Origin of the sequence: Arthrobacter sp. FW306-06-A (assembly GCF_021870055.1) — a bacterium.
GTDB lineage: Bacteria > Actinomycetota > Actinomycetes > Actinomycetales > Micrococcaceae > Arthrobacter.
Genome location: NZ_CP084552.1, coordinates 3068527 through 3089328 on the forward strand (window position 1 = coordinate 3068527; position 20802 = coordinate 3089328).

The following is a 20802-nucleotide window of genomic DNA, read 5'->3' on the forward strand; positions in this document are numbered from 1 at the left end:
CTGTAAATCTGTTGGCTGTTACAGCCGGTTTTCGCCCTGGTGCTGGTCGCCGTCGGACACGTGACGTTCTTCCGCACGATGTTCTCCACCGTGCTGTTCCGCACCATGTTCCGGGCTCTGACCCGGACTTTGCTGCCCGGCATCTGCGGCAGGTCCCTGCGGGAGCCGGACACCGTACTGCGGGCGTCCGTCCGGCAGGTCCGGATAGCGGGCCGAACGGACGGGCTGCTGCTGCTGACCGCCCCCATACTGCTGGCCGCCGTCGTGCGGGTGAGCCTGTCCGTCCTGGGACGATGAGCCGTGCTCTGATCCCTCGTGGGACGGGGACGTATCGTTGACCGCGCCTTGCCGCTGGCCGTAGGGATCGTTCCAACCGGCCGGACGCGCAGGCCCCTGCTGCTGCGGATGCTGCTGCTGATAGGGCTGGTTGTAGTAGTCGTTCTGCGTGTAGGGGCCATGGGCCGAGGCAGCGTCGGAACGGGACATCGGCAGCTGCTGCAGCAGGCGCCGGGCCTCATGGGCTGCTTCGGGGGCCACGATGACGTCGTAGCTAGTTGCCACCACCTGGCTGGTGGACGTGAAGTCGCGCTTGCCGCGCTGCATGGCGTAGGTGACGATGCCGAAGAGCATGAAGAAGGCGGCGCCCATCAGCACCGACGTCATGATCGAAAAGTATCCGGGGGAAGGCGCGAAAAACGACAGCATGACTCCCACGAACAGGCCAAACCACATGCCGCTCAGTGCCCCCGAAAGCGCCACCCGGGGGTAGCTCAGCCGCCCCGTCACCCGCTCCACCATCTTCAACTCATTGCCGACGATGGAGACCATCTGGACCGGGAACTGCTGGTCTGCCAGGTAGTCCACCGCTTTTTGGGCGTCGAGGTAGGAGGTGTAGGAGCCAACGGTGTCACCGGTGGGAACGGCCCGGGCATCGTCCGGTCCGCTCGGGGCGCCGGCCTTGGGTGCACCAAATAAGTTCGACATAGTCCCATTCTTGCCCATCAAGGTGGGTACTGCCTGTAAATTCAGCTAAAAGAGAGCAGACTCGGTAGCCTGTAGTGGTGAGCACAACACCTACACGCGTCTTCGTGGCGCGCCTTCTGGGCCTCGATGTCTTCGACCCGCTGGGCGACCGGCTGGGCCGGCTGCGCGATGTTGTTGTGCTGTCCCGGGGAACCCAGGGCGCCCCGCACGTGGTGGGCATCGTGGTGGAAGTTCCGGGCAAGAAGCGCGTCTTCGTGCCCATGACCCGCATCACCTCGATCGACCAGACCCAGGTCATCTGCACCGGCCTGGTCAACCTGCGCCGGTTTGAGCAGCGCGGCGCGGAAACCCTGGTGGTGGCCGAGATGTTCGACCGGCGCGTCACCCTCCGTGACGGCAGCGGCGACGCCACCATCGAAGACATCGCCATTGACCAGCACAGGTCCCGTGACTGGTTCGTGAGCAAGCTCTTCGTCCGGCGCGGACACTCGCTGTCACCCCTGAGCCGGCTGCGCCGCAACGAGACCCTGATCATCGACTGGGCGGATGCCCAGCAGGGCCAGAAGACCGAGCCGCAGGCCGCCACCCAGTTCGTGGCCAACCACGAGGACCTCAAACCCGCCGACTTCGCCGAGGCGCTCCAGGAGATGAGCGACAAGCGCCGCTTCGAGGTGGCCAGCGAACTGCAGGACGAACGCCTGGCGGACGTCCTCCAGGAACTCCCGGAGGACGACCAGGTGGAGATCCTCTCCGCCCTGGATGTCCAGCGCGCAGCCGACGTCCTGGAGGAGATGGACCCGGACGACGCCGCCGACCTCCTCGGTGAGCTCCCCTCCGCGCAGGCCGAGGAACTACTCCAGCTGATGGAGCCCGAAGGCGCCGAGGACGTGCGCCGCCTGCTCGAATACGACGAGGACACGGCCGGTGGCCTCATGACCCCCGTGCCGGTCATCCTCCCCCCGGAAGCCACCGTGGCCGAAGCCCTGGCCCACGTCCGGCGCGAGGAGCTCTCCCCGGCACTGGCGTCGTCGATCTTCATTGCCCGGCCGCCGCTGGAAACGCCCACGGGCCGCTTCCTGGGCGTGGTGCACATCCAGCAGCTGCTGCGCTTCCCGCCGTTCGAGGCACTGGGAAACCTGGTGGACAAGAACCTCGAGCCGTTGTCCGACCAAGCGCACATCAGCGAAGTGGCGCGGACCCTGGCTACCTATAACCTGAACTCCCTCCCGGTGATCAATGACGCCGGCCGGCTTGTGGGGGCGGTGACTGTTGATGACGTATTGGATCATTTGTTGCCCGACGACTGGCGCGCCCATGATGGCGAAGCCCCGATAAGAAGGCTCGGTGGCCGCATTGGCTGATATCAGTGCTCCGAAGAACCCCAACCAGCGGAACCTGGCCAAAGCGGAATCAAAAGGCAGCCTCGACACACCCCTGAGCGGCAGGCAGCGGATCCTGCCCACGTTCCGCCCGGACCCCGATGCATTCGGGCACGCCACCGAGGCCTTTGCCCGCTTCATGGGTACGCCCCAGTTCCTGGTCTACATGACGGTGTTCTGCATCTTCTGGCTCGGCTGGAACACGTGGGCTCCCGTGGAATGGCAGTTCGACTCGCGGGACCTTGGTTTCACCCTGCTGACCCTGATGCTGTCACTGCAGGCCTCCTACGCCGCACCCCTGCTGCTGCTGGCGCAGAACCGGCAGGATGACCGCGACCGCGTCTCGCTGCAGCAGGACCGCCAGCGTGCCGAGCGCAACCTGTCCGACACCGAGTACCTCACCCGGGAGCTTGCCTCCCTTCGGATCGCCCTGCGCGAAGTGGCCACCCGCGACTACGTCCGTGCCGAACTGCGCTCCCTCCTTGAGGACCTGCTCGAAGCCCAGGAGGAGCTGCGCACCCACGACGACACCGGCCCGGGTTCCCACGAACCACCGCGGGACAAGGTCAAGGACAAACTGCGCGAACAACGGGACCGGCAGCGCAGCCCGCGTACCCAGCAGATCCCCCGGGTCAAACCCGGCCACTCTGCCCAATGACCGTCAGGCCGTCCACTGACCGGCGGTCCGCAACCGCATGAAAGCCGAGGCTCCTCCCATGAGCGCCCCCATCGATCCCGCAACAGCAGGCAAGTCCCCGCTGCACCACGCCGTCAACGAGGCCCTGGCCACGGTTATCGACCCTGAACTGCGCCGCCCCATCACGGAGCTGGGCATGGTGGATTCCGTCCAGGTGTCCGACGACGGCAAGGTCACCGTAGCGGTCCTGCTCACCATCGCCGGCTGCCCGCTGCGGGACACCATTACCGCCGATTCCCAAAAGGCCCTTTTCGCTGTTCCGGGCGTCACCGCTGTCGACGTCGAACTGAAGGTGATGGACCAGGCGCAGCGCGACGCGCTCAAGGAGAAGCTGCGCGGCGCGGGCGGGCAGCGCAGCATCCCGTTCAATGAACCCGGCTCGCTCACCAGGGTCTACGCCGTAGCCAGCGGCAAGGGCGGGGTGGGCAAGTCCTCCGTCACCGTCAACCTGGCCAGCGCACTGGCTGCCCAAGGCCTCCGCGTGGGCATCGTGGACGCGGATGTGTACGGCTTCTCCGTCCCCGCGCTGATGGGGATCACGCAAAAACCCACCCAAGTGGACGATATGATCCTTCCCCCGGTTGCGTACGGGGTGAAGGTGATCTCCATCGGCATGTTCGTCAGCGGCAACAAGCCGGTCGCCTGGCGCGGACCCATGCTGCACCGGGCCCTGGAACAGTTCCTCACTGACGTCTACTTCGGCGATCTGGATGCCCTGTTCCTGGACCTTCCGCCGGGCACGGGTGACATTGCCATCTCCGTTGCGCAGCTGCTGCCCAAGGCCGAGATCCTGGTGGTCACCACACCCCAGGCCGCGGCAGCGGACGTCGCAGAACGGGCCGGTGCCATTGCCACACAGACCGGCCAGAAAATCGCAGGCGTCATTGAGAACATGTCCTACCTGGAGATGCCCGACGGCGGCCGGATGGAGCTGTTCGGAAGCGGCGGCGGGGCAGTCCTCACCGAACGCCTCAGCGCCACGGTAGGGGCGGACGTTCCGCTGCTGGGCCAGATTCCCCTGGACATCCAGCTGCGGGAAGGCGGGGACTCGGGGGTGCCGATCGTCCTGGGCCAGCCGGGCTCGGCGGGCGCGATGGCGCTGGAAGCCATTGCAGGCCAGTTGGCGGCCAAACCCCGTGGGCTGGCCGGGATGAAACTGGGGCTGCAGCCCCGGTAATCAGTAAGCCCCGTTGACCAGTAATTGCCGCCGGGCAGTGGGCTCCGTGGGGCGACAGGCCTAGGTGGCTTCGGTGTCGAACGGGGCTGTCTCGCCCGGCGCCAGCCGCTCCACAACCCTTTCGGGCCGCGCAGGAGCCGACTCGGCGGCTGCCGCCGCGCCGGACACCGCAGCCACGGCGGCCGGGGCGCCTGCGCTGACGGGCTTGGTGTCGTCGTCGAGGAGTGCTTCCTTGATGATGCGTCGGGGATCGTACTGGCGCGGATCGTACTTCTTCCAGTCGACATCGTCGATGTCGATGCCCACTTCTTCCTTGATCTGCTCGCGGGCACCGTTGGCCATGCGGCGGACTTCCTTGACCAGGTTCGCCAGCTTCTGGGTATATTCGGGCAGCCGCTGGGGGCCGATCACCAGTACGCCAATGATCAGCAGAAGAATGAACTCCGGGCCGTTGATTCCAAACACTTTAGGAAGATTACCCTTTCCGGGCTGCGAGTGACGATTCCCGTCCGCGGGACGGAGCAACAGTTCGCGTCACTGGTTGAACAGGGCCGCGATCTTGCTGAACCCGCGCTCCAGCCGGGTCTCCAGTGGCTCGGCGGCCTGCCCCTCGGAAGTCTCCGGAACGGCGGCCGCCACCCCTTCTGCGGCACCGTCGGCGAGGCGTTTGAGGATGGGCAGGGCTTCGTTGGCCTGCGCCGCGGGCAGGTCGGAGCGATAGGTGATGGTGAGGCCTGCCGCGCGGTAAGTGGCGGCCCATGGCGATGTGGCCCAATCCTGCGACGGACCCGCCTTGCCGCTGGCTCCGGTGGCTTCCACCGGCACACTTCCGGCAGCCGCGGCCGCGGCCTGTGCTGCGGGCTGCCCGGTGACGGGATGCTGTTCAGTAACGGTGGCGTGATGGGCGCCGTCGGTAAGCCGGAGCTCCACCGCAGGCTGGCCGTCAACAACCAGCGCCTTGGCCGATTCCACGTGGAATCCCATGGCCTGCAGTTCAGGGCAGGCCCAGCCCTCGGAGCGCAGCGTGGCGAGCTGTGCTGCGGTCAACGTCCTGCCGTCCGCCGGTGTCTGCGAGGAGACATGCGAAAAGGCCGCCTCGGTGGCCCCCGCCCCGCCGGCCGCGGGGTCTCCTGCCGCCGTGAACGCCCCGACGGCCAGCACTCCGGCAGCCGCCACCGTTCCTCCCGCCGTCAGCGCCAGGGCCCGGGCGGCCAGCGAGGTCCCGCTTTGGTGTACAGGCGCAGGCGGCTGGGCCGCCAGTTCACTCGTGCGCGCCAGCAGGCGGGCCGTCAGGTCACCGCTGGCGGGTGGAATGGGAGCATCCCGGAGGCGCTCAAGGTACTGCTGTTCCCGGCGCACGGTGGCGGCACACTCCTGGCAGGCCTCAAGGTGGCTGCCGGTGCGCTGATGCCTGCCGCCGAAAGGAAACTGGGACCTCATGCGCCGTTCAGAGGATGCCGGCGATGCGGGGCATCGATAGCTTGCGGCGGGACTGCTGCGGGCGCGGATCGCGGTGGGCGAGCTTCTCCCGGAGCATGGTCCTGCCGCGGTGGATGCGCGAGCGGACGGTACCCAGCTTCACGCCCAGAGCCTCCGCGACTTCGTCGTAGGACAGCCCCTCGAGGTCACACAGGACCACGGCGGCGCGGAAGTCCGGCGGAAGTTCCTCCAGCGCGGCCTGCACATCCAGGTCCAGGTTGTTCAGTTCGAAGCTTTGCTCGGGGCCCGGCTCACGGCCCGGCAGCCGGGACTCTGCGTCCTCCGCCAGCGCGTCGAAACGGATGCGGGTCTTCCGGCGGGCCTGGTCAAGGAACAGGTTGGTGGTGATGCGGTGCAGCCAGCCGTCGAGCGTCCCCGGTTTGAAGTTGTCCAGCGAACGGAAGACGCGGACGAAGACCTCCTGGGTGAGGTCCTCGGCGTCGAACTTGTTGCCGGTCAAGCGGTAAGCCAGCCGGTAGACCTTCGCCGAATGGTTGGTGACCACTTCTTCCCAAGTGGGACGCACCCACCCATCATCGGGATTGTTGACTGCAGGGACAGGTGCCACAACTGAAGATGACATCGTCCACTCCCCTCATGGAATGCTAACGCCCGGATACTGTTGACATCTCTGATTCGGCGCCGGTCACCTTTTGGATGAGCGGATACCAATCATGTCAAACTTCGCTGGGAATTTCCTGACTGCAGGCGAACTTCAGCCTTGGGCGCAACGGGTGCTTCCCCGGCCTGCCCGGCCAAACACAGTAGGCTTGGGGAGACATTCCCCCTTACGCCCAGAAAGCGAAATCCATGAGCGCCGACAAGTCCAGCAGCTGGTCCTATGCAGAAGATCTGCCCGCTGAGGATGAGGTAATGCTTCGGGCCCGGGAGCGTTCGTTTGAATTGGGCGTCAATGCGATCAGCCCCGGCGTAGGCGCCGTCCTTACGGTGCTGGCCGCTGCCTCCAAGGCCCAGACCGCGGTGGAGATCGGCACGGGCGCCGGGGTCTCCGGCGTGTGCCTCCTGCGCGGCTTGAGCCCGCATGCGGTCCTGACCACCATCGACGTGGACGTCGAACACTTGAGGGCGGCCCGCGAGGCGTTCGCCGAAGCCGGCAGTCCGGCCAACCGTACGCGCACTATTTCCGGCCGCGCCGGCGATGTCCTGCCACGGCTGACTGACGGGGCCTACGACCTGGTGTTCATCGACGCGGACAAGCCAGGCCTCCCCGGATATGTGGAACAGGCCGTCCGGCTGCTCAAGCGTTCCGGGCTGCTGGTCATCAACGACGCCCTGGACAAGGACAAGGTGGCGAACCCCGCCGGGCGGGAGCCCAACACAGTGACCCTGCGCCAGGTGGGCAAGGCAATCCGCGACGACGACAGGCTGGCTTCCGCAATGCTTCCCACCGGGGACGGCCTGCTGGTGGCCGTTAAGAAGTAGGTACCCCCGAAGACAGACAGGGTCCGCAGCCCGCAGGCTGCGGACCCCGTCCGGCACAATTACTCGGTAACGCCGACGAGGCATTCCTTGAGGTTGGCTGCTTCGGCAGCGTTCAGTTCGACCACCAGGCGTCCGCCGCCTTCGAGCGGGACGCGCATGATCAGGCTGCGGCCCTCCTTGGTGACTTCCATTGGGCCGTCGCCGGTGCGTGGTTTCATAGCCGCCATGAGGAATTCCCCTCCATTTTGTCCCAGGACTGATCAGCCCGGGCGGGCTGTGTCCGCATGTCGATCAGGCGGCCATGGCGGGCTGGTGGTTCCACCGCCAAGGCTGCGCGTTTTCTGAATGCTTTTGTCCTTGCTTACCTATCATTATCGCGGAATTACCCGCCCGTAGCTAATCGATGGACATTTTCCTGCGCGTGTTATTCCCGTCCTGACCTGCACAGAAGCACGTTTTGCTAGGGCGGATAATCCCCTCCGCCGGGCAGCGGCGCCCACGCCCACAGCCACACGATCCACACGACCTGGAGCAGCAGGAACATCACCACCACGGTCCCCCGGTACGCCCTTGACCGGGAGAGGAAAGCCGCGCCCAGGGCCAGCGGAAACAGCGGCAGCAGCATCCTGAAGGTACTGGTCTGCGGGTGGAGGAAGGCCAGCAGGTATCCCATGTAGCAGGCGCACCACAGCCGCAGTTCGACGCCGAGCCGCACCACCGGGGGGAGGAACAGCATCGCGGCGAACAGCGCCACGAAAACTACGGGGGCAAGGACGCCCAGGACGGGGCCAAAAAGCTCGACGCCGGTGTCGAACCACGGTTTGAAAGGCACCAGATCCTGGCCACGCCACACGGTTTCTGTTTTGGTATAGGCCTGCGGGTCACCGGTGGCCACCCATGCGACGGCGGGCCAGGCGAGGGCGGAAACGCCCGCGACGGCGGTTAGCCCCGTCAGTGCGGCCAGGTCCCGGCCGGAATGGGCTGCTTCATTGCTGCCCCGCTGCGGGCTGGCACGGACGAATGCGATGGCCCGGAAGACCAGGAGCAGCCCCACCATGGCGGCAAAGGGGACACCCAGGGGCCGGGAGAGGCAGAGCAGGACCACTACGGGCATGGCCGACAGGTACTGCCGGCGCACCACCAGCAGCAGGGCCCACGCGAGCAGCATGAGCGACAGGGGTTCGGCATAGGGGACCTGGAGGACGGCGGAAACGGGGAAGGCCGCGAAGAACGCAACACCCCACATGGCGGTGGCATGGCTGGCCTTCTGCCGGAACAGTTTGTACACCACCAGCGCTGCGCCCCAGCCAGCGAGCATGGCGATCAGCGTGAGCGAGGCGGCGGGGCTGAGGCCGGTGATGCGGCTGAGTCCACCGGCCAGGGCTGGGAAGAGCGGGTAGAAGGCCCACGTATTTTCCTGCACGTTGCCGGCACTGTCCGTGGGAAGGATCGACGGGTAGCCGTTGGCGATGACCTGGCCGTACCAGCGGGCATCCCAGATGTTGATGAAGTTCCAGTAGTCCGGCTTCGGGGGGAACCAGGGGTTGGGGCCCTGGTGGAGTGCCGCGGCCATGAAGATGCACGCGGTAACCACCCTCGCCGCCGCGTACAGGGCCGTCACCTGGAGCCAGGAGGGCCAGCTGCGGACGGCGGAAGCCACGCGGTGGGCTGCGTTGCCCGCGGATGCCAGCGGGCTGCGGCGGTCCACCGTGCTCACAGGCCGCCCTTCCCCGGGGCTGCATCCTCATGGACGGGAGTGGGGCCGCCCCGGAGGCCAGCCTCTCCGGCGCTTCCTGTGCCGGGTTCTTGCCCTGCCGCATCAGCAGCGGCGGTTCCGCCGTCGGAAGTCTGCTCAGAAGGTTCCTCAGGGGCCTCCAGCCGGCCGCGCAGCTCAGCTATTTCGGCATCCTTTGCGGCCAGCTGGTCCCGCAGCTCGTCCAGGACCTGGTCCACCTGGTCCATCCGGTAGCCGCGCAGGCCCAGCGAGAAACGCAGCCGCGTCACGTCCTCCGGAACGGCGTGCTCGGGAAGGAGCACCGGCGGAAGGTTCGCGGGCGGTTCTTCGAAACCACCGTCCAGGAGTGCAGGCAGCCCGGCGCCGCCCGGTGTGCGGGAACGCCCGCCCAGGGCGGCCCAAAGGACCGCCACCACCAGCACGACGGCGAGGAAAACGAGGAAGAAACTCACGGTTCCATCGTGCCAGACCGCCGGCTGGAACCGTTGCGCCACGTTACTCCGGCCGCTGCTCGCCGTTCATGGAAGGAGTCACCGCGCCATGCAGGACGCGGTCCACGGCTTCCGCGGGGTCGTCCACCAGCTGGATGAGGTCCAAGTCCTTTTCGGAAACCATTCCCTCGGCCACCAGCGTGCCCCGGATCCAGTCGATCATCGGTCCCCAGAAATCGACGCCCAGGAGCACGATAGGGAAGGACGTCACCTTCCGGGTCTGCACCAGGACCATTGCCTCGAACAGCTCATCCAATGTCCCCAGGCCGCCGGGCAGCACGATGAAGCCCTGCGCGTATTTGACGAACATGGTCTTGCGGGCGAAGAAATAACGGAAGTTAATGCCGAGGTCCACCCACTGGTTCAGGCCCTGCTCGAACGGCAGCTCGATACCGAGGCCAACGGACACGCCGTTGCCCTCCACCGTCCCCCGGTTGGCCGCCTCCATGGAGCCCGGGCCACCGCCGGTGATCACTGCTACTCCGGCCTCGGCGAGCTTGCGGCCCACTTCGACGCCCATCTCGTAGTAAATGCTGCCGGGTTTGGTGCGGGCTGACCCGAAGACGCTGACGGCTTTTCCAATATCCGCGAGCGCCCCGAAGCCTTCCACGAACTCGCTCTGGATGCGCAGGACGCGCCAGGGATCGGTGTGGACGAACTGGCCGGGGCCCTTGGTATCAAGCAGATGCTGGTCCGACATTTCCACTGCCGCCTGCTTGCGGCGCAGCTCAAGGGGCCCCTTACGGCGCGGCTGGGAATTCTTGGCCGGATCTGCGTTGATGCTCATTCCCCTAGGCTAACCTCCAACCACAGGTATCTCTTGAATCACGATCAGCATGAAGTTGGGGTGATTGGCGTCATAACCCACCGTTGTTCGCTAGATTCTTTCCTATGACTACTCATGTGCCCGGCGATGCTCTCGTCTCCCTGAACGCCGTTAATAAGCATTACGGCCAGCTGCACGTTCTGAAGGACATCAACCTCCAGGTCCGCAAGGGCGAGGTTGTTGTGGTCATCGGGCCCTCCGGTTCCGGTAAGTCCACCCTCTGCCGGGCCATCAACCGCCTGGAAACCATCGAGGGCGGAACCATCAGCATCGACGGGAAAGTCCTCCCCGAGGAAGGCAAGGAACTCGCCCAGCTCCGCGCCGACGTCGGAATGGTTTTCCAGTCGTTCAACCTGTTCGCGCACAAGACCATCCTTGAAAACGTGACCCTTGGGCCCATCAAGGTCAAGGGCGTTTCCAAGGCGGCGGCTGAAAAGGACGCCATGGCACTCCTGGAACGGGTAGGCGTGGGGCACCAGGCTCCCAAGCTCCCGGCCCAGCTCTCCGGCGGCCAGCAGCAGCGCGTCGCAATTGCCCGCGCTTTGGCAATGAAGCCGAAGGTCATGCTGTTCGACGAGCCCACGTCCGCCCTGGACCCCGAAATGATCAACGAGGTCCTGGACGTCATGGTCCAGCTCGCCAAGGAAGGCATGACCATGATCGTGGTCACCCACGAGATGGGGTTCGCCCGCAAGGCCGCCGACCGCGTGGTTTTCATGGCAGACGGCCAGATTGTTGAAGACGACACCCCGGAGGAATTCTTCACCAACCCGAAGAGTGACCGCGCCAAGGACTTCCTGTCCAAGCTGCTCACCCACTGATTCAACCGAACCAACACACTTCAGTTCGCATCCAGGCCGGAAACCCACGGCCATCAATGAAAGGAATGTCATGAAGACATTTATGTCCCGGCGGAAGTCCTTCGTCGTGGCGGCTACCGCTGCCCTCGCCTTGTCCCTCAGCGCCTGCGGCGGCGGCGACTCCGGCGGGTCCAGCAACCCCAGCCCGGTCGAAAAGCCTTCCTTCGCTGCCGGCACCACCATGGAGAAGCTGTCCTCCGCCGGCACCATCAAGATCGGCACCAAGTTCGACCAGCCGCTGTTCGGCCAGGTGGGCCTGGACGGCAAGCCGGTCGGTTTCGACGTTGAAATCGGCAAGCTGATCGCCGCCAAGCTGGGCATTCCCGCAGACAAGATCGAGTGGTCGGAGACCGTTTCGGCCAACCGCGAGCCCTTCATCGAGCAGGGCAAGGTGGACCTGGTCATCGCCACGTACACCATCAGCGACAAGCGCAAGCAGGTTGTGGACTTCGCCGGCCCGTACTACCAGGCCGGCCAGGCGCTCATGGTGAACAAGGACAACGACACCATCAAGAAGCCTGAAGACGTCAAGGGCAAGAAGGTCTGCTCCGTCACCGGCTCCACCCCGGCTGCCACCATCGTGGACAAGTACGGCGCGGAACTGGTTCCGGCCGCCACCTACTCCGCGTGCCTGGAACCGCTGCGCAACAAGCAGGTTGAAGCGGTCACCACTGACAACGTGATCCTCGCCGGCTTCGTTGACAAGGAACCGGACGCCTTCAAGCTGGCCTCCGATGAAACCTTCACCAAGGAGCCCTACGGCATCGGCCTGAAGAAGGGCGACAAGGAATTCCGCAGCTGGATCAACGACCAGCTGGAATCCTTCGAAAAGGACGGCTCCTACAAGAAGGCCTGGGAAGCCACCGCAGGTTCGGTCATCAAGACCGCACCCAGCCTCCCGCCCATCGACCGCTACTAACCAGCGTCCAGCTGCCGGGGCTGCACAGCGGCCCCGGCAGCACAGCTTTTAATCCGTCCACGCTTACAGCCGAAGGATCCTATGGACGTCATCATTGAAAACCTGCCCCTTTACTGGACTGGTTTTCTCCGCACACTTTTCCTCTCCGTCGTCTCCGGCATCTTCGCGTTGATCCTCGGAACCCTGCTGGCGGCAGCGCGCGTTTCCCCGGTTGCGGCGCTGCGCGGTTTCAGCACCGTCTACGTGGAGATCCTCCGCAACACCCCGCTGACCATCGCCTTCTTCTTCGCAGCCATTGTGCTCCCCCGGCTTGGGGTCAAGTTCGAGCAGTTCGAGGTCGCCGCGATCATCGCCCTCAGCACCTACACCGCAGCGTTCATCGCCGAAGCTGTCCGCTCAGGTGTCAACAGCGTGCCCGTGGGCCAGGCGGAGGCCGCGCGCAGTATCGGCATGAAGTTCGGCCAGGTACTCACGCTCATCATCCTCCCCCAGGCCCTGCGGACAGTGATCCCGCCGCTGATCAACATCCTGATCGCCCTGGTCAAGAACTCCTCCGTGGCCGGTGCCTTCTTCGTCCTGGAACTGTTCGGCTACGGCCGGCAACTGGCCAACGCCAATGGTGACGCCGTCATCACCGTCCTGCTGGGCACTGCGTTCTTCTATCTGCTCCTCACCGTTCCGCTGGGAATCCTCGCCAACACGGTGGAACGAAAGGTGGCGATTGCCCGATGAGCTCCGTTCTGTACGACGTTCCCGGCCCCAAAGCACGCCGGATCTCCCTGATTGCCTCAATCATCGGCGGCCTGTTGATTCTCGGCCTGCTGGCGTGGGTCGTCATGACCCTCGCGCAGCAGGGAATCCTCGAGGCGCGCCGCTGGCAGATCTTCACCCGCGCCGACGTGTGGCGGCTGCTCGGCAACGGGTTGGGTGCCACTCTTTCCGCAGCCGCCATCGCAGCAGTCATCGCCTTCCCGCTGGGGCTGCTGCTGTGCCTGCTGCGGATCTCGGATGCTGCTGTCATCCGGATCCCCACCCGGATCATTCTGGAATTCCTGCGCGGCATGCCAGTGGTCCTGATGATGCTCTTCATCCTGCTGGGATTCCGCACCTCCGCGTTCATTGCCGTTATCGCCGGCCTGGTGCTCTACAACGGCGCCGTGTTCGCGGAGATCATCCGCGCCGGCATCCAGTCACTGCCCAAGGGACAGCGCGAGGCGGGGCTGGCCATCGGCCTGACCAGCTACAAGTCCCGCATGCTCATCGAACTGCCGCAGGCTATCCGCCGCATGATGCCGTCGCTCGTGGCGCAGATGGTGGTGCTCCTGAAGGACACCTCGCTGGGCTACATCGTGGCCTACGGTGAACTGCTGCGCGCGGTGCAGGTCATGGCAGACTTCCTGGGGCCGCAGTACCTGTTCCCCGTCTTCTTCGTGGCCGCCGCCATCTACATCGCCATCAACATTTCCGTATCGCGGCTGGCTGTGTGGATCGAGCGCCGCGGCTCCAAGAAGGCTGCCGGCGGTGTGGCCAAGGCCGAACCGGACGTCCTGGAGGCTGCGGCTCCCTAGTCCGCGAAGCCTTCGACAAAAGAGGGCCGGAACTCCCGCGGGAGTTCCGGCCCTCTTTTGTCTTTAAGCTCCCTCAGGCCGCCAGCCAGCTCTGCAGGGCGGCAAGGCATTTGCGGACGGCGTCGGCGTCCACGTGCTCGTTATCCTTGTGCGCCAGCAGCGCATCTCCTGGGCCGAAGTTGACCGCCGGGATGCCCAGTTCGCTGAAACGCGCGACGTCGGTCCAGCCGTATTTGGGCTTGGGTGCGGCTCCCACGGCGGCAACGAAGGAGGCGGCGGCCGGGTGCTGCAGCCCGGGCCGGGCGCCGGCGGCGGCGTCGGTGCGGACCACGTCGAAGCCAGCCAGCAGTTCCCGGACGTGGGCCTCGGCCTCATCAGGCGTCTTGTCCGGGGCGAACCGGTAGTTGATCTCCACAACGCAGCGGTCCGGAATCACATTGCCCGCTGTGCCGCCATTGATCTTCACCGCGTTGAGGCTTTCCCGGTAGTCAAGGCCGTCGACGTTGATGGTCCGGGGTTCGTAGGCTGCCAGGCGGGCCAGGATGGGCGCTGCCGCGTGGATGGCGTTGCTGCCCATCCAGGCGCGGGCCGAATGCGCAGCCTCCCCCGCCGTGGTGGCCTCGAACCGACTGGTGCCATTGCAGCCGCCCTCCACGGTGCCGTCGGTTGGCTCCAGCAGGATGGCGAAGTCTCCCTGCAGCAGGTCTCCGTGGTTGCGGACCAGGCGCCCCAGGCCGCTCTTCACCGCCTCCACTTCCTCGTGGTCGTAGAACACAAAGGTGACGTCCCGCTTGGGCTGGGCGCCGCCGTCGAACATCCCTGCGGCCAAAGCCAGCTGGACCGCCACGCCGCCTTTCATGTCCGTGGCGCCGCGGCCATACAGGATGCCCTCGCCGGGAACCCCGGACTCCCAGCTGGAAGGGACGGTGCCCTTGGAGCCTTCGGTGAGCGGCAGCGGGACGGTGTCCAGGTGTCCGGCGAGGATGACGCGCTCAGGGCGGCCCAGTTCCGTCCGCGCGATGATCGCGTCCCCGTCGCGCACGACGCTGAGCTGGGGAATCTCCAGCAAAGCGGTTTCGACGGCGTCCGCCAGCTGGGTTTCATTACCGGACACACTGTTGATGTCCATCAGGGCTGCGGTCAGCAACGCCACATCCTGGCGGAGGTCAAGGACGGACACGGCAGGTTCAGGGGCGGTTTCAGCAGTCACGAAGCCAGTCTAGTTCGAACCGCCCGCCCGGCCCTCGATAGACTGGGGCACATGACTGAGACCGCTTCCTCCGCCGTGCCCGAAACCTTGACCTCAACCGCTGATGACCGTTCCGCCTATGGCTTTGGCGTGGCCACCATCGCCACCGCCGGCGGTGACGCCACCGTCCTGGACGTCTGGTTCCCGGCACCGGCGCTTGGTGTTGCGGCGGAAGACCTCCGCTCGGTGGAGAACGCCGACGAAGCACTGACCCGCATCGCGGAGAACGGCGTCGACGAGGACCGCGGCACGGAACAGAAGGTGGTCTTCGTCCAGATCAACCTGGATGAGGCCCCCGCGGACACCGCTGACGCCTATCTGCGGCTGCACCTGCTGTCACACCGCCTGGTCCAGCCCAACACCATCAACCTGGACGGCATCTTCGGCAAGCTCCCCAATGTCGTGTGGACCAACTTCGGGCCGGCCGCCGTGGAAGGCTTCGAACTGACGCGCGCAAAGCTGCGCCGCCGTGGTGCCGTCACCGTCTACGGCATCGACAAGTTCCCGCGCATGGTGGATTACGTGGTACCCAGCGGTGTTCGCATTGCCGACGCCGACCGGGTTCGCCTCGGTGCGCACCTCGCGGCCGGCACCACGGTCATGCACGAGGGCTTCGTGAACTTCAACGCCGGCACCCTGGGCACCTCCATGGTGGAGGGACGCATTTCCGCAGGAGTAGTGGCCGGCGACGGCAGCGACGTGGGCGGCGGCGCCTCCATCATGGGCACCCTCTCCGGCGGCGGCAAGGAAAAGATCACCATCGGCGAGCGCGTCCTGCTCGGCGCGAACTCCGGCGTGGGCATCAGCATCGGTGACGATTCGGTGGTGGAGGCAGGCCTCTACGTCACGGCAGGCACCCGGGTCCGCGTTCCCGGGCCCAAGGACGAGGTGGGCGAGGACACCACCAAGATCGTCAAGGCTGCCGAACTCTCCGGCGTTCCCAACCTCCTGTTCCGCCGCAACTCCACCACCGGTGCGGTTGAAGCCCTGCCCCGCAAGGGCCAGACAGTTGAACTGAACGACGCACTGCACGCCAACTAGTTCCTTCATGGCACCTCTGTCTGTGGCGCGCAGACGCGGCCTGCGCCGCCTGACGGTGCTGCTCCTCACCCTCGCGCTGGTAGCGGGAGGCATTTATACGGCGGTGTACTTTGTGCAGCGTTCCGAGACCCTCGTTTCGGAACGCTGCACAGCCAAGGCCGCGGGCCGGAGCGGGGAGCTGGCGCCTGACCAGGCGGCCAATGCGGCTTTGATCACCGCAGCAGCTGTCCGGCGGGGCCTTCCCCCGCGTGCCGCCACCATCGCCCTGGCCACGGCCATGCAGGAGTCGAAGCTGCGCAACATCGGCCACGGCGACCAAGCCGGACCGGACTCACGCGGGCTCTTCCAGCAGCGGCCGTCCCAGGGCTGGGGCACGGAGGCGCAAATCATGGACCCTTACTACGCCGTCAATGCGTTCTACGACGCCCTGGTGAAGATTCCCGGCTACGAGACGCTGGACATCACCGACGCAGCCCAGCAGGTCCAGCGGTCCGCCTACCCCAAGGCGTACGCGCAGCATGAAGAGATGGGACGGGCGTTCGCGTCGGGGCTCACCGGACAGACTCCGGCCGGAGTCCAGTGCACACTCCGCTCCCCCACCGCGGGCGGAAATTCCGCATCGGTGGCCACCGAACTTGACCAGGCCTACGGTGGCGTTGACAGCCGGGTGGATGGTTCCACCTTGGTGGTGGACTCCCAGGGGACGCTGGCCTGGTCCGTGGCCCAGTGGGCAGTTGCCAACGCCAAGGACTTGTCCGTGGTGCGGGTCGAAGCGGAGGGGCACACCTGGCAGCGCGCCAGTGGCGACGGCTGGCAGGTCACGGGTTCCCCTGACGGCCAGGTGCGCATCACGGTGCGGACGGCCGACGGCGGCAGCTGAGTGCCGCCGTCGGCCTCCCGCCTGGGGGCTAGACCAGGATTTCCAGCACCGGTTGGACGTAGCTGCGGAACAGTTCAGGCTGGCTCATCAGTTCCTGGCTCATGATGATCTTGTCGGGCTCCAGGTACCAGGCCCGCTGCTCATCCAGCGGCAGTTCGATAATGGTCAGCTTGAAGTCCCGCGAATCCCGCCCCACTTCCATCAGCCTGTCGTCCACCATGTCCTGGAGCAGCTGGTCGGTTCCCGTGGCAACGCGTTCGGCTTCAAGCTCGGCATATTCGCTTCTGCGCTCCCTGGCCCAGGTGAGCGCGGAACCAAAATGTGCCTGCAGTACCCGCTGCAGGGCCGGAGAGTTGCCGAAGGCTTCGAAGCTGGGCGGCGATAGTTCGGGCGACGCCTGCGGATAGGCCTTGAGCAGCTGTTCCCACCAGGCCTCCCATTCGGTCTTCAGTGCGCTGAGGCCGCCCACGTCTGAAGTCAGGTGCCTGTGGTCGGCCGGGCGGATTTTGGGCGTTGCATGGGACAGCATGGGGCGGCCCACGCCGTTCAGGCCGGCCGTGTCCCGGACGTAGAGCGCAATCATCATCGGCCCGGACGTGTCCGTAGTGATCTGCCACCCTGAACCGCTTGCGTGCTGCATCCGAAGTCCTTCCCTGGCCTGCTTCTGCCGGGGCGCCATGACAGCTCCCGCGCTACCCGGCTATCAGTCTATTCCCGCAGCCAATTCGCGGTAGTGCAGGCCTTTTAACGGACCAGCCCGTCCAGGTGCCGCTCCAGGACGTCGCGGCACATCTGCGCGGTCATCCAAGCGGGTTGCAGCAGGGCATGCATGCACAGACCGTCCAGTGTGGCCAGGAGCCGTTCGGCCTCGACCACCAGGTTCTCCTGCGGTTCGTCATCCGGGAGCAGGGAGGCCACCACGCCGCCCACGATGGCCGCGACTTCACGGTGGCTGCGGTCGGCTTCGGCTGCAAGGAAGGGCCTGATCCGAGCGGCGTTCTTGAAAGCCAGCCAGGCGCAGGCGTCCATTGCTGTTTCCTCGTCCAGGGGAAGGACGCCGCCCAGGAGGGTTAAAACAGCGCCGCGCTGCTCAGGGCTGCCGGCGGCCGCGTCCTGCACGGGCGGCAGGAGTCCCTCCAACCGGGAAACTACCCGGTCAACAACCGTGCCGAAGGAGAAGGCCAGCAGCTCCTCGCTCCCCTGGAAGTAGTGCCGGACAGAACCAACCGCCAGCCCGGCTTCGTCCGCCACCTCCCGCAGCGAAGCACGCTCCAGCCCGTCGACGGCGATGATGCGGAGAACCGCCTGGACAACATCCTGCCGCCTGGCGTCGGCGTCAACTATTTTGGGCACCATCCTTATTAGCACAGATGTGCTTCCATCACGGCACCCGGCCGCCCGGCATCCGGAACGCTGCGGCGGCGAGCGGTCCGCGTGGGATAGCGTTGAGGCATGAAAATCTTGGTTACCGGGGGCACCGGCTACATCGGTTCCCACACTGTTCTTTCCCTGCAGGAAGCCGGCCACGACGTGGTCGTCATCGACAACCTGGTCAATTCCAGCGAGGAATCGCTGCGGCGGGTGGCAGAACTCAGCGGCAAGCCCGCCGAGTTCCACCACGTGGACCTGGTGGACGAGGCCGCCGTCGAGAAAGTCTTTGCCGGCAGCGGCATCGACGCCGTCATCCACTTCGCAGGCCTCAAAGCCGTCGGGGAGTCAGTGCAGGAGCCGCTGAAGTACTACTACAACAACCTGGTGGGCACCCTGAACCTGATCCGCGTCATGGACAGGCACGATGTCCGGTCCATCGTCTTCAGCTCCTCGGCCACCGTCTATGGGGAGCACAATCCCATTCCCTACGTGGAAAAGATGGAGATCGGCGCCAACAACCCCTACGGGCGCACCAAGGAACAGATCGAGGACATCCTCTCCGACCTCGGCGCCGCCGACTCCCGCTGGCACATAGCACTGCTGCGCTACTTCAACCCCGTGGGCGCGCACCCGTCAGGGCGCATCGGCGAAGACCCCCAGGGCATCCCCAACAACCTGGTCCCGTTCATTGCCCAGGTGGCCGTGGGCCGCCGCGAGAAGCTCATGGTGTTCGGCGGCGACTACGACACTCCGGACGGAACGTGCCTGCGCGACTACATCCATGTGGTGGACCTCGCCGAAGGCCACGTCGCTGCGCTGAACCACATCGCAGGGCGTACCGGCGTCTTCCGCTGGAACCTGGGCTCCGGCAAGGGCTCCTCCGTCCTGGAGGTCCTGCGGTCCTTCGAGAAGGCCGTGGGCAAGCCCATCCCCTACGAGATCACCGGACGCCGTGCTGGAGACCTTCCTGCCTTCTGGGCCGACGCTACCTCCGCGCTGGCGGACCTGAGCTGGTCCACCACCAAGACCGTGGACCAGATGTGCGAGGACCACTGGCGCTGGCAGAAGAACAACCCCCAGGGCTACGCCTCCTGACCATCCCCGTCGATTGCTCCCCGCCGGCTCCCTGCCCTCGCAAGCTCGGGCCCTGACCATCCCCGTCGATTGCCGCGTACTTGTCGTTTTGGCGGCCCAAAACGACAAGTACGCAGCAGCGGATGGTGATTAACGCGAAACGGCCGCCCACCTGAGAAAGGTGGGCGGCCGTCGTCGTAACTGCTGTTGTGGCCGGCAGAGATCAGCGGGCCGGGTAGTCGCGCTCGGGCTCGCCGATGTACAGCTGGCGCGGGCGGCCAATCTTGGTGTTCGGATCGCTGATCATTTCGCGCCACTGGGCAATCCAGCCCGGCAGGCGGCCGATGGCGAACAGGACGGTGAACATCTTTTCAGGGAATCCCATGGCCTTGTAGATCAGGCCGGTGTAGAAGTCCACGTTGGGGTAGAGCTTGCGCTGGATGAAGTAGTCATCGCTGAGTGCCTTCTCTTCCAGGCGCATGGCGATGTCCAGCAGTTCGTCGTTGCCGCCGAGCTTGCTGAGGATCTCGTGGGCCGTGGCCTTGACGATCTTGGCGCGCGGATCGTAGTTCTTGTAGACGCGGTGCCCGAAGCCCATGAGGCGGACGCCGTCTTCCTTGTTCTTAACCTTCTCCATGTAATCCTCGGGCTTGAGGCCCTCGGCCTGGATCTGGCGGAGCATCTTCAGGACGGCTTCGTTGGCGCCGCCGTGGGCAGGGCCGAAGAGGGCGTTAATGCCGGCGGAGACGGAGGCGAACAGGTTGGCGTTGGAGGAGCCCACCAGGCGCACGGTGGAGGTGGAGCAGTTCTGCTCGTGGTCAGCATGCAGGATGAGGAGCAGGTCCAGTGCCTTGACGATGACCGGGTCAAGCTCGTACTGCTCGGCCGGCAGGCCGAAGCTCAGGCGCAGGAAGTTCTCCACCAGGTTCATGGAGTTGTCCGGGTAGAGCATGGGCTGGCCGATGGACTTCTTGTGCGCGTACGCGGCGATGACCGGCAGCTTGGCCATGAGGCGGATGGTGGAGACCTCCACCTGTTCGGCGTTGAACGGGTCCAGCGAGTCCTGGTAGAACGTGGACAGCGCAGACACGGCCGAGGACAGCACCGGCATGGGGTGCGCGTCGCGGGGGAAGCCGCCGAAGAAGCCCTTGAGCTCCTCGTGCAGCAGGGTGTGGCGGCGGATCTTCTGGTCGAACTCGTCCAGCTCAGTGGGCGTGGGCAGGTTGCCGTAGATCAGCAGGTAGGACACCTCCAGGAAGCTGGAATGCTGTGCCAGCTGCTCGATGGGGTATCCGCGGTAGCGCAGGATGCCTGCATCGCCATCGATGTAGGTGATGGCGGACGTGGTTGCTGCGGTGTTCATGAAGCCGGGGTCAAAGGTAACGGCTCCGGTCTGCTTCAGCAGCTTGGAGACGTCGTAACCTTCGTTCCCTTCAACAACCTGGATGCGCGGGAGCTTCAGCTCGCCACCTGCGTGGAGCAGGGTCGCAGCATTGTTGGTCTCAGTCATGGAGTCCCCTTCATGAGGCGTCTTTGGCCTCTGTCGAAAGCTTGATCCAACATCAGGTGAGCCGTGCACGAAGCCTGAAGAGACAGGTTCCAACACCCGGGCTGCCTTCTTGTAGAAAG

At 65.5% G+C, this 20802-nt stretch carries 23 protein-coding genes; 11 read left to right on the forward strand and 12 right to left on the reverse strand.

Annotation, left to right across the window (positions count from 1 at the left end; translation table 11 throughout):
* Positions 1-18: 18 nt before the first annotated feature.
* The gene (locus LFT49_RS14260; RefSeq protein WP_237428561.1) at positions 19-984 is read right to left on the reverse strand and encodes a general stress protein; all 966 of its coding nucleotides are present in this window, start codon (positions 982-984) and stop codon (positions 19-21) included.
* 77 nt (positions 985-1061) lie between these two features.
* On the opposite strand from LFT49_RS14260, the gene LFT49_RS14265 reads away from it, so the two are divergent.
* From LFT49_RS14265 to LFT49_RS14275, 3 genes are read left to right on the forward strand one after another with little or no spacing between them, the layout of a single operon-like run.
* Complete coding sequence (locus LFT49_RS14265) at positions 1062-2345, forward strand: magnesium transporter MgtE N-terminal domain-containing protein (protein WP_236798978.1); 1284 nt, start codon at positions 1062-1064, stop codon at positions 2343-2345.
* The gene (locus tag LFT49_RS14270; protein ID WP_236798979.1) at positions 2329-3021 is read left to right on the forward strand and encodes a DUF1003 domain-containing protein; all 693 of its coding nucleotides are present in this window, start codon (positions 2329-2331) and stop codon (positions 3019-3021) included. The genes LFT49_RS14265 and LFT49_RS14270 overlap by 17 nt, the downstream gene beginning before the upstream one ends.
* Before the next feature lie 58 nt (positions 3022-3079).
* Positions 3080-4237, forward strand: a complete 1158-nt coding sequence (locus LFT49_RS14275; protein ID WP_237428562.1) for an Mrp/NBP35 family ATP-binding protein — start codon at positions 3080-3082, stop codon at positions 4235-4237.
* Between the two features lie 60 nt (positions 4238-4297).
* On the opposite strand, the gene LFT49_RS14280 is transcribed toward LFT49_RS14275, so the two are convergent.
* From LFT49_RS14280 to sigE, 3 genes are all read right to left on the reverse strand, one after another.
* A complete protein-coding gene (locus LFT49_RS14280) occupies positions 4298-4702 on the reverse strand; it encodes a Sec-independent protein translocase TatB (RefSeq protein ID WP_237428563.1) in 405 nt (134 codons plus the stop codon).
* A gap of 69 nt (positions 4703-4771) precedes the next feature.
* Entirely contained in the window at positions 4772-5677 is a 906-nt protein-coding gene (locus LFT49_RS14285; RefSeq protein ID WP_237428564.1) for an anti-sigma factor, read from the reverse strand.
* Between the two features lie 7 nt (positions 5678-5684).
* Positions 5685-6299 carry an RNA polymerase sigma factor SigE gene (gene sigE / locus LFT49_RS14290; RefSeq protein WP_237428565.1) on the reverse strand — a complete coding sequence of 205 codons (615 nt, stop codon included), beginning with the start codon at positions 6297-6299 and terminating at the stop codon, positions 5685-5687.
* Between the two features lie 227 nt (positions 6300-6526).
* On the opposite strand from sigE, the gene LFT49_RS14295 reads away from it, so the two are divergent.
* Positions 6527-7159 (forward strand): O-methyltransferase, encoded by a 633-nt coding sequence (locus LFT49_RS14295; protein ID WP_237428566.1) that lies wholly within the window; start codon positions 6527-6529, stop codon positions 7157-7159.
* Positions 7160-7218: 59 nt separating this feature from the next.
* On the opposite strand, the gene LFT49_RS14300 is transcribed toward LFT49_RS14295, so the two are convergent.
* The 4 genes from LFT49_RS14300 to LFT49_RS14315 all read right to left on the reverse strand — a co-directional run bounded on the left by LFT49_RS14300 (position 7219) and on the right by LFT49_RS14315 (position 10172).
* Positions 7219-7386, reverse strand: coding sequence for a DUF3117 domain-containing protein (locus LFT49_RS14300; RefSeq protein WP_009357720.1), 168 nt, complete (start codon positions 7384-7386; stop codon positions 7219-7221).
* Positions 7387-7619: 233 nt separating this feature from the next.
* Positions 7620-8876 (reverse strand): hypothetical protein, encoded by a 1257-nt coding sequence (locus LFT49_RS14305; RefSeq protein ID WP_237428567.1) that lies wholly within the window; start codon positions 8874-8876, stop codon positions 7620-7622.
* Positions 8873-9346 (reverse strand): DivIVA domain-containing protein, encoded by a 474-nt coding sequence (locus tag LFT49_RS14310; protein ID WP_237428568.1) that lies wholly within the window; start codon positions 9344-9346, stop codon positions 8873-8875. Before LFT49_RS14310 ends, LFT49_RS14305 begins: the two co-directional genes overlap by 4 nt.
* A 43-nt stretch (positions 9347-9389) precedes the next feature.
* The gene (locus LFT49_RS14315) at positions 9390-10172 is read right to left on the reverse strand and encodes a TIGR00730 family Rossman fold protein (protein WP_236798987.1); all 783 of its coding nucleotides are present in this window, start codon (positions 10170-10172) and stop codon (positions 9390-9392) included.
* Between the two features lie 104 nt (positions 10173-10276).
* Between LFT49_RS14315 and LFT49_RS14320 the strand changes: the two genes are divergently transcribed.
* The 4 genes from LFT49_RS14320 (at position 10277) to LFT49_RS14335 (ending at position 13558) form a co-directional block, all read left to right on the forward strand.
* Complete coding sequence (locus tag LFT49_RS14320) at positions 10277-11032, forward strand: amino acid ABC transporter ATP-binding protein (protein ID WP_236798988.1); 756 nt, start codon at positions 10277-10279, stop codon at positions 11030-11032.
* Between the two features lie 70 nt (positions 11033-11102).
* Positions 11103-11990 (forward strand): glutamate ABC transporter substrate-binding protein, encoded by an 888-nt coding sequence (locus LFT49_RS14325; RefSeq protein WP_236798989.1) that lies wholly within the window; start codon positions 11103-11105, stop codon positions 11988-11990.
* Positions 11991-12071: 81 nt separating this feature from the next.
* Positions 12072-12722, forward strand: a complete 651-nt coding sequence (locus tag LFT49_RS14330; RefSeq protein WP_236798990.1) for an amino acid ABC transporter permease — start codon at positions 12072-12074, stop codon at positions 12720-12722.
* Complete coding sequence (locus LFT49_RS14335) at positions 12719-13558, forward strand: amino acid ABC transporter permease (RefSeq protein ID WP_237428569.1); 840 nt, start codon at positions 12719-12721, stop codon at positions 13556-13558. The genes LFT49_RS14330 and LFT49_RS14335 overlap by 4 nt, the downstream gene beginning before the upstream one ends.
* Positions 13559-13631: 73 nt before the next feature.
* Here the strand turns inward: LFT49_RS14335 and dapE are convergent, their stop codons facing one another.
* Positions 13632-14768 (reverse strand): succinyl-diaminopimelate desuccinylase, encoded by a 1137-nt coding sequence (dapE, locus tag LFT49_RS14340; protein WP_236798992.1) that lies wholly within the window; start codon positions 14766-14768, stop codon positions 13632-13634.
* Between the two features lie 51 nt (positions 14769-14819).
* Here dapE and dapD point away from each other — a divergent pair, with 51 nt between their 5' ends.
* Together dapD and LFT49_RS14350 are read left to right on the forward strand one after the other, a co-directional pair.
* Positions 14820-15848 (forward strand): 2,3,4,5-tetrahydropyridine-2,6-dicarboxylate N-succinyltransferase, encoded by a 1029-nt coding sequence (gene dapD, locus LFT49_RS14345; protein ID WP_236820135.1) that lies wholly within the window; start codon positions 14820-14822, stop codon positions 15846-15848.
* 22 nt (positions 15849-15870) lie between these two features.
* Positions 15871-16728: a hypothetical protein gene (locus LFT49_RS14350; protein WP_442863739.1), complete on the forward strand. Its 858-nt coding sequence runs from the start codon at positions 15871-15873 to the stop codon at positions 16726-16728.
* Positions 16729-16756: 28 nt separating this feature from the next.
* Here the strand turns inward: LFT49_RS14350 and LFT49_RS14355 are convergent, their stop codons facing one another.
* Both LFT49_RS14355 and LFT49_RS14360 read right to left on the reverse strand, forming a co-directional pair.
* Positions 16757-17368 (reverse strand): hypothetical protein, encoded by a 612-nt coding sequence (locus LFT49_RS14355; RefSeq protein ID WP_237428571.1) that lies wholly within the window; start codon positions 17366-17368, stop codon positions 16757-16759.
* A 104-nt stretch (positions 17369-17472) separates the two neighbouring features.
* Entirely contained in the window at positions 17473-18081 is a 609-nt protein-coding gene (locus LFT49_RS14360; protein ID WP_237430521.1) for a TetR/AcrR family transcriptional regulator, read from the reverse strand.
* Positions 18082-18180: 99 nt separating this feature from the next.
* Between LFT49_RS14360 and galE the strand changes: the two genes are divergently transcribed.
* Complete coding sequence (galE, locus tag LFT49_RS14365) at positions 18181-19194, forward strand: UDP-glucose 4-epimerase GalE (protein ID WP_236798997.1); 1014 nt, start codon at positions 18181-18183, stop codon at positions 19192-19194.
* Between the two features lie 202 nt (positions 19195-19396).
* Here the strand turns inward: galE and LFT49_RS14370 are convergent, their stop codons facing one another.
* Positions 19397-20683, reverse strand: coding sequence for a citrate synthase (locus LFT49_RS14370; protein WP_056334606.1), 1287 nt, complete (start codon positions 20681-20683; stop codon positions 19397-19399).
* Positions 20684-20802: the final 119 nt, after the last annotated feature.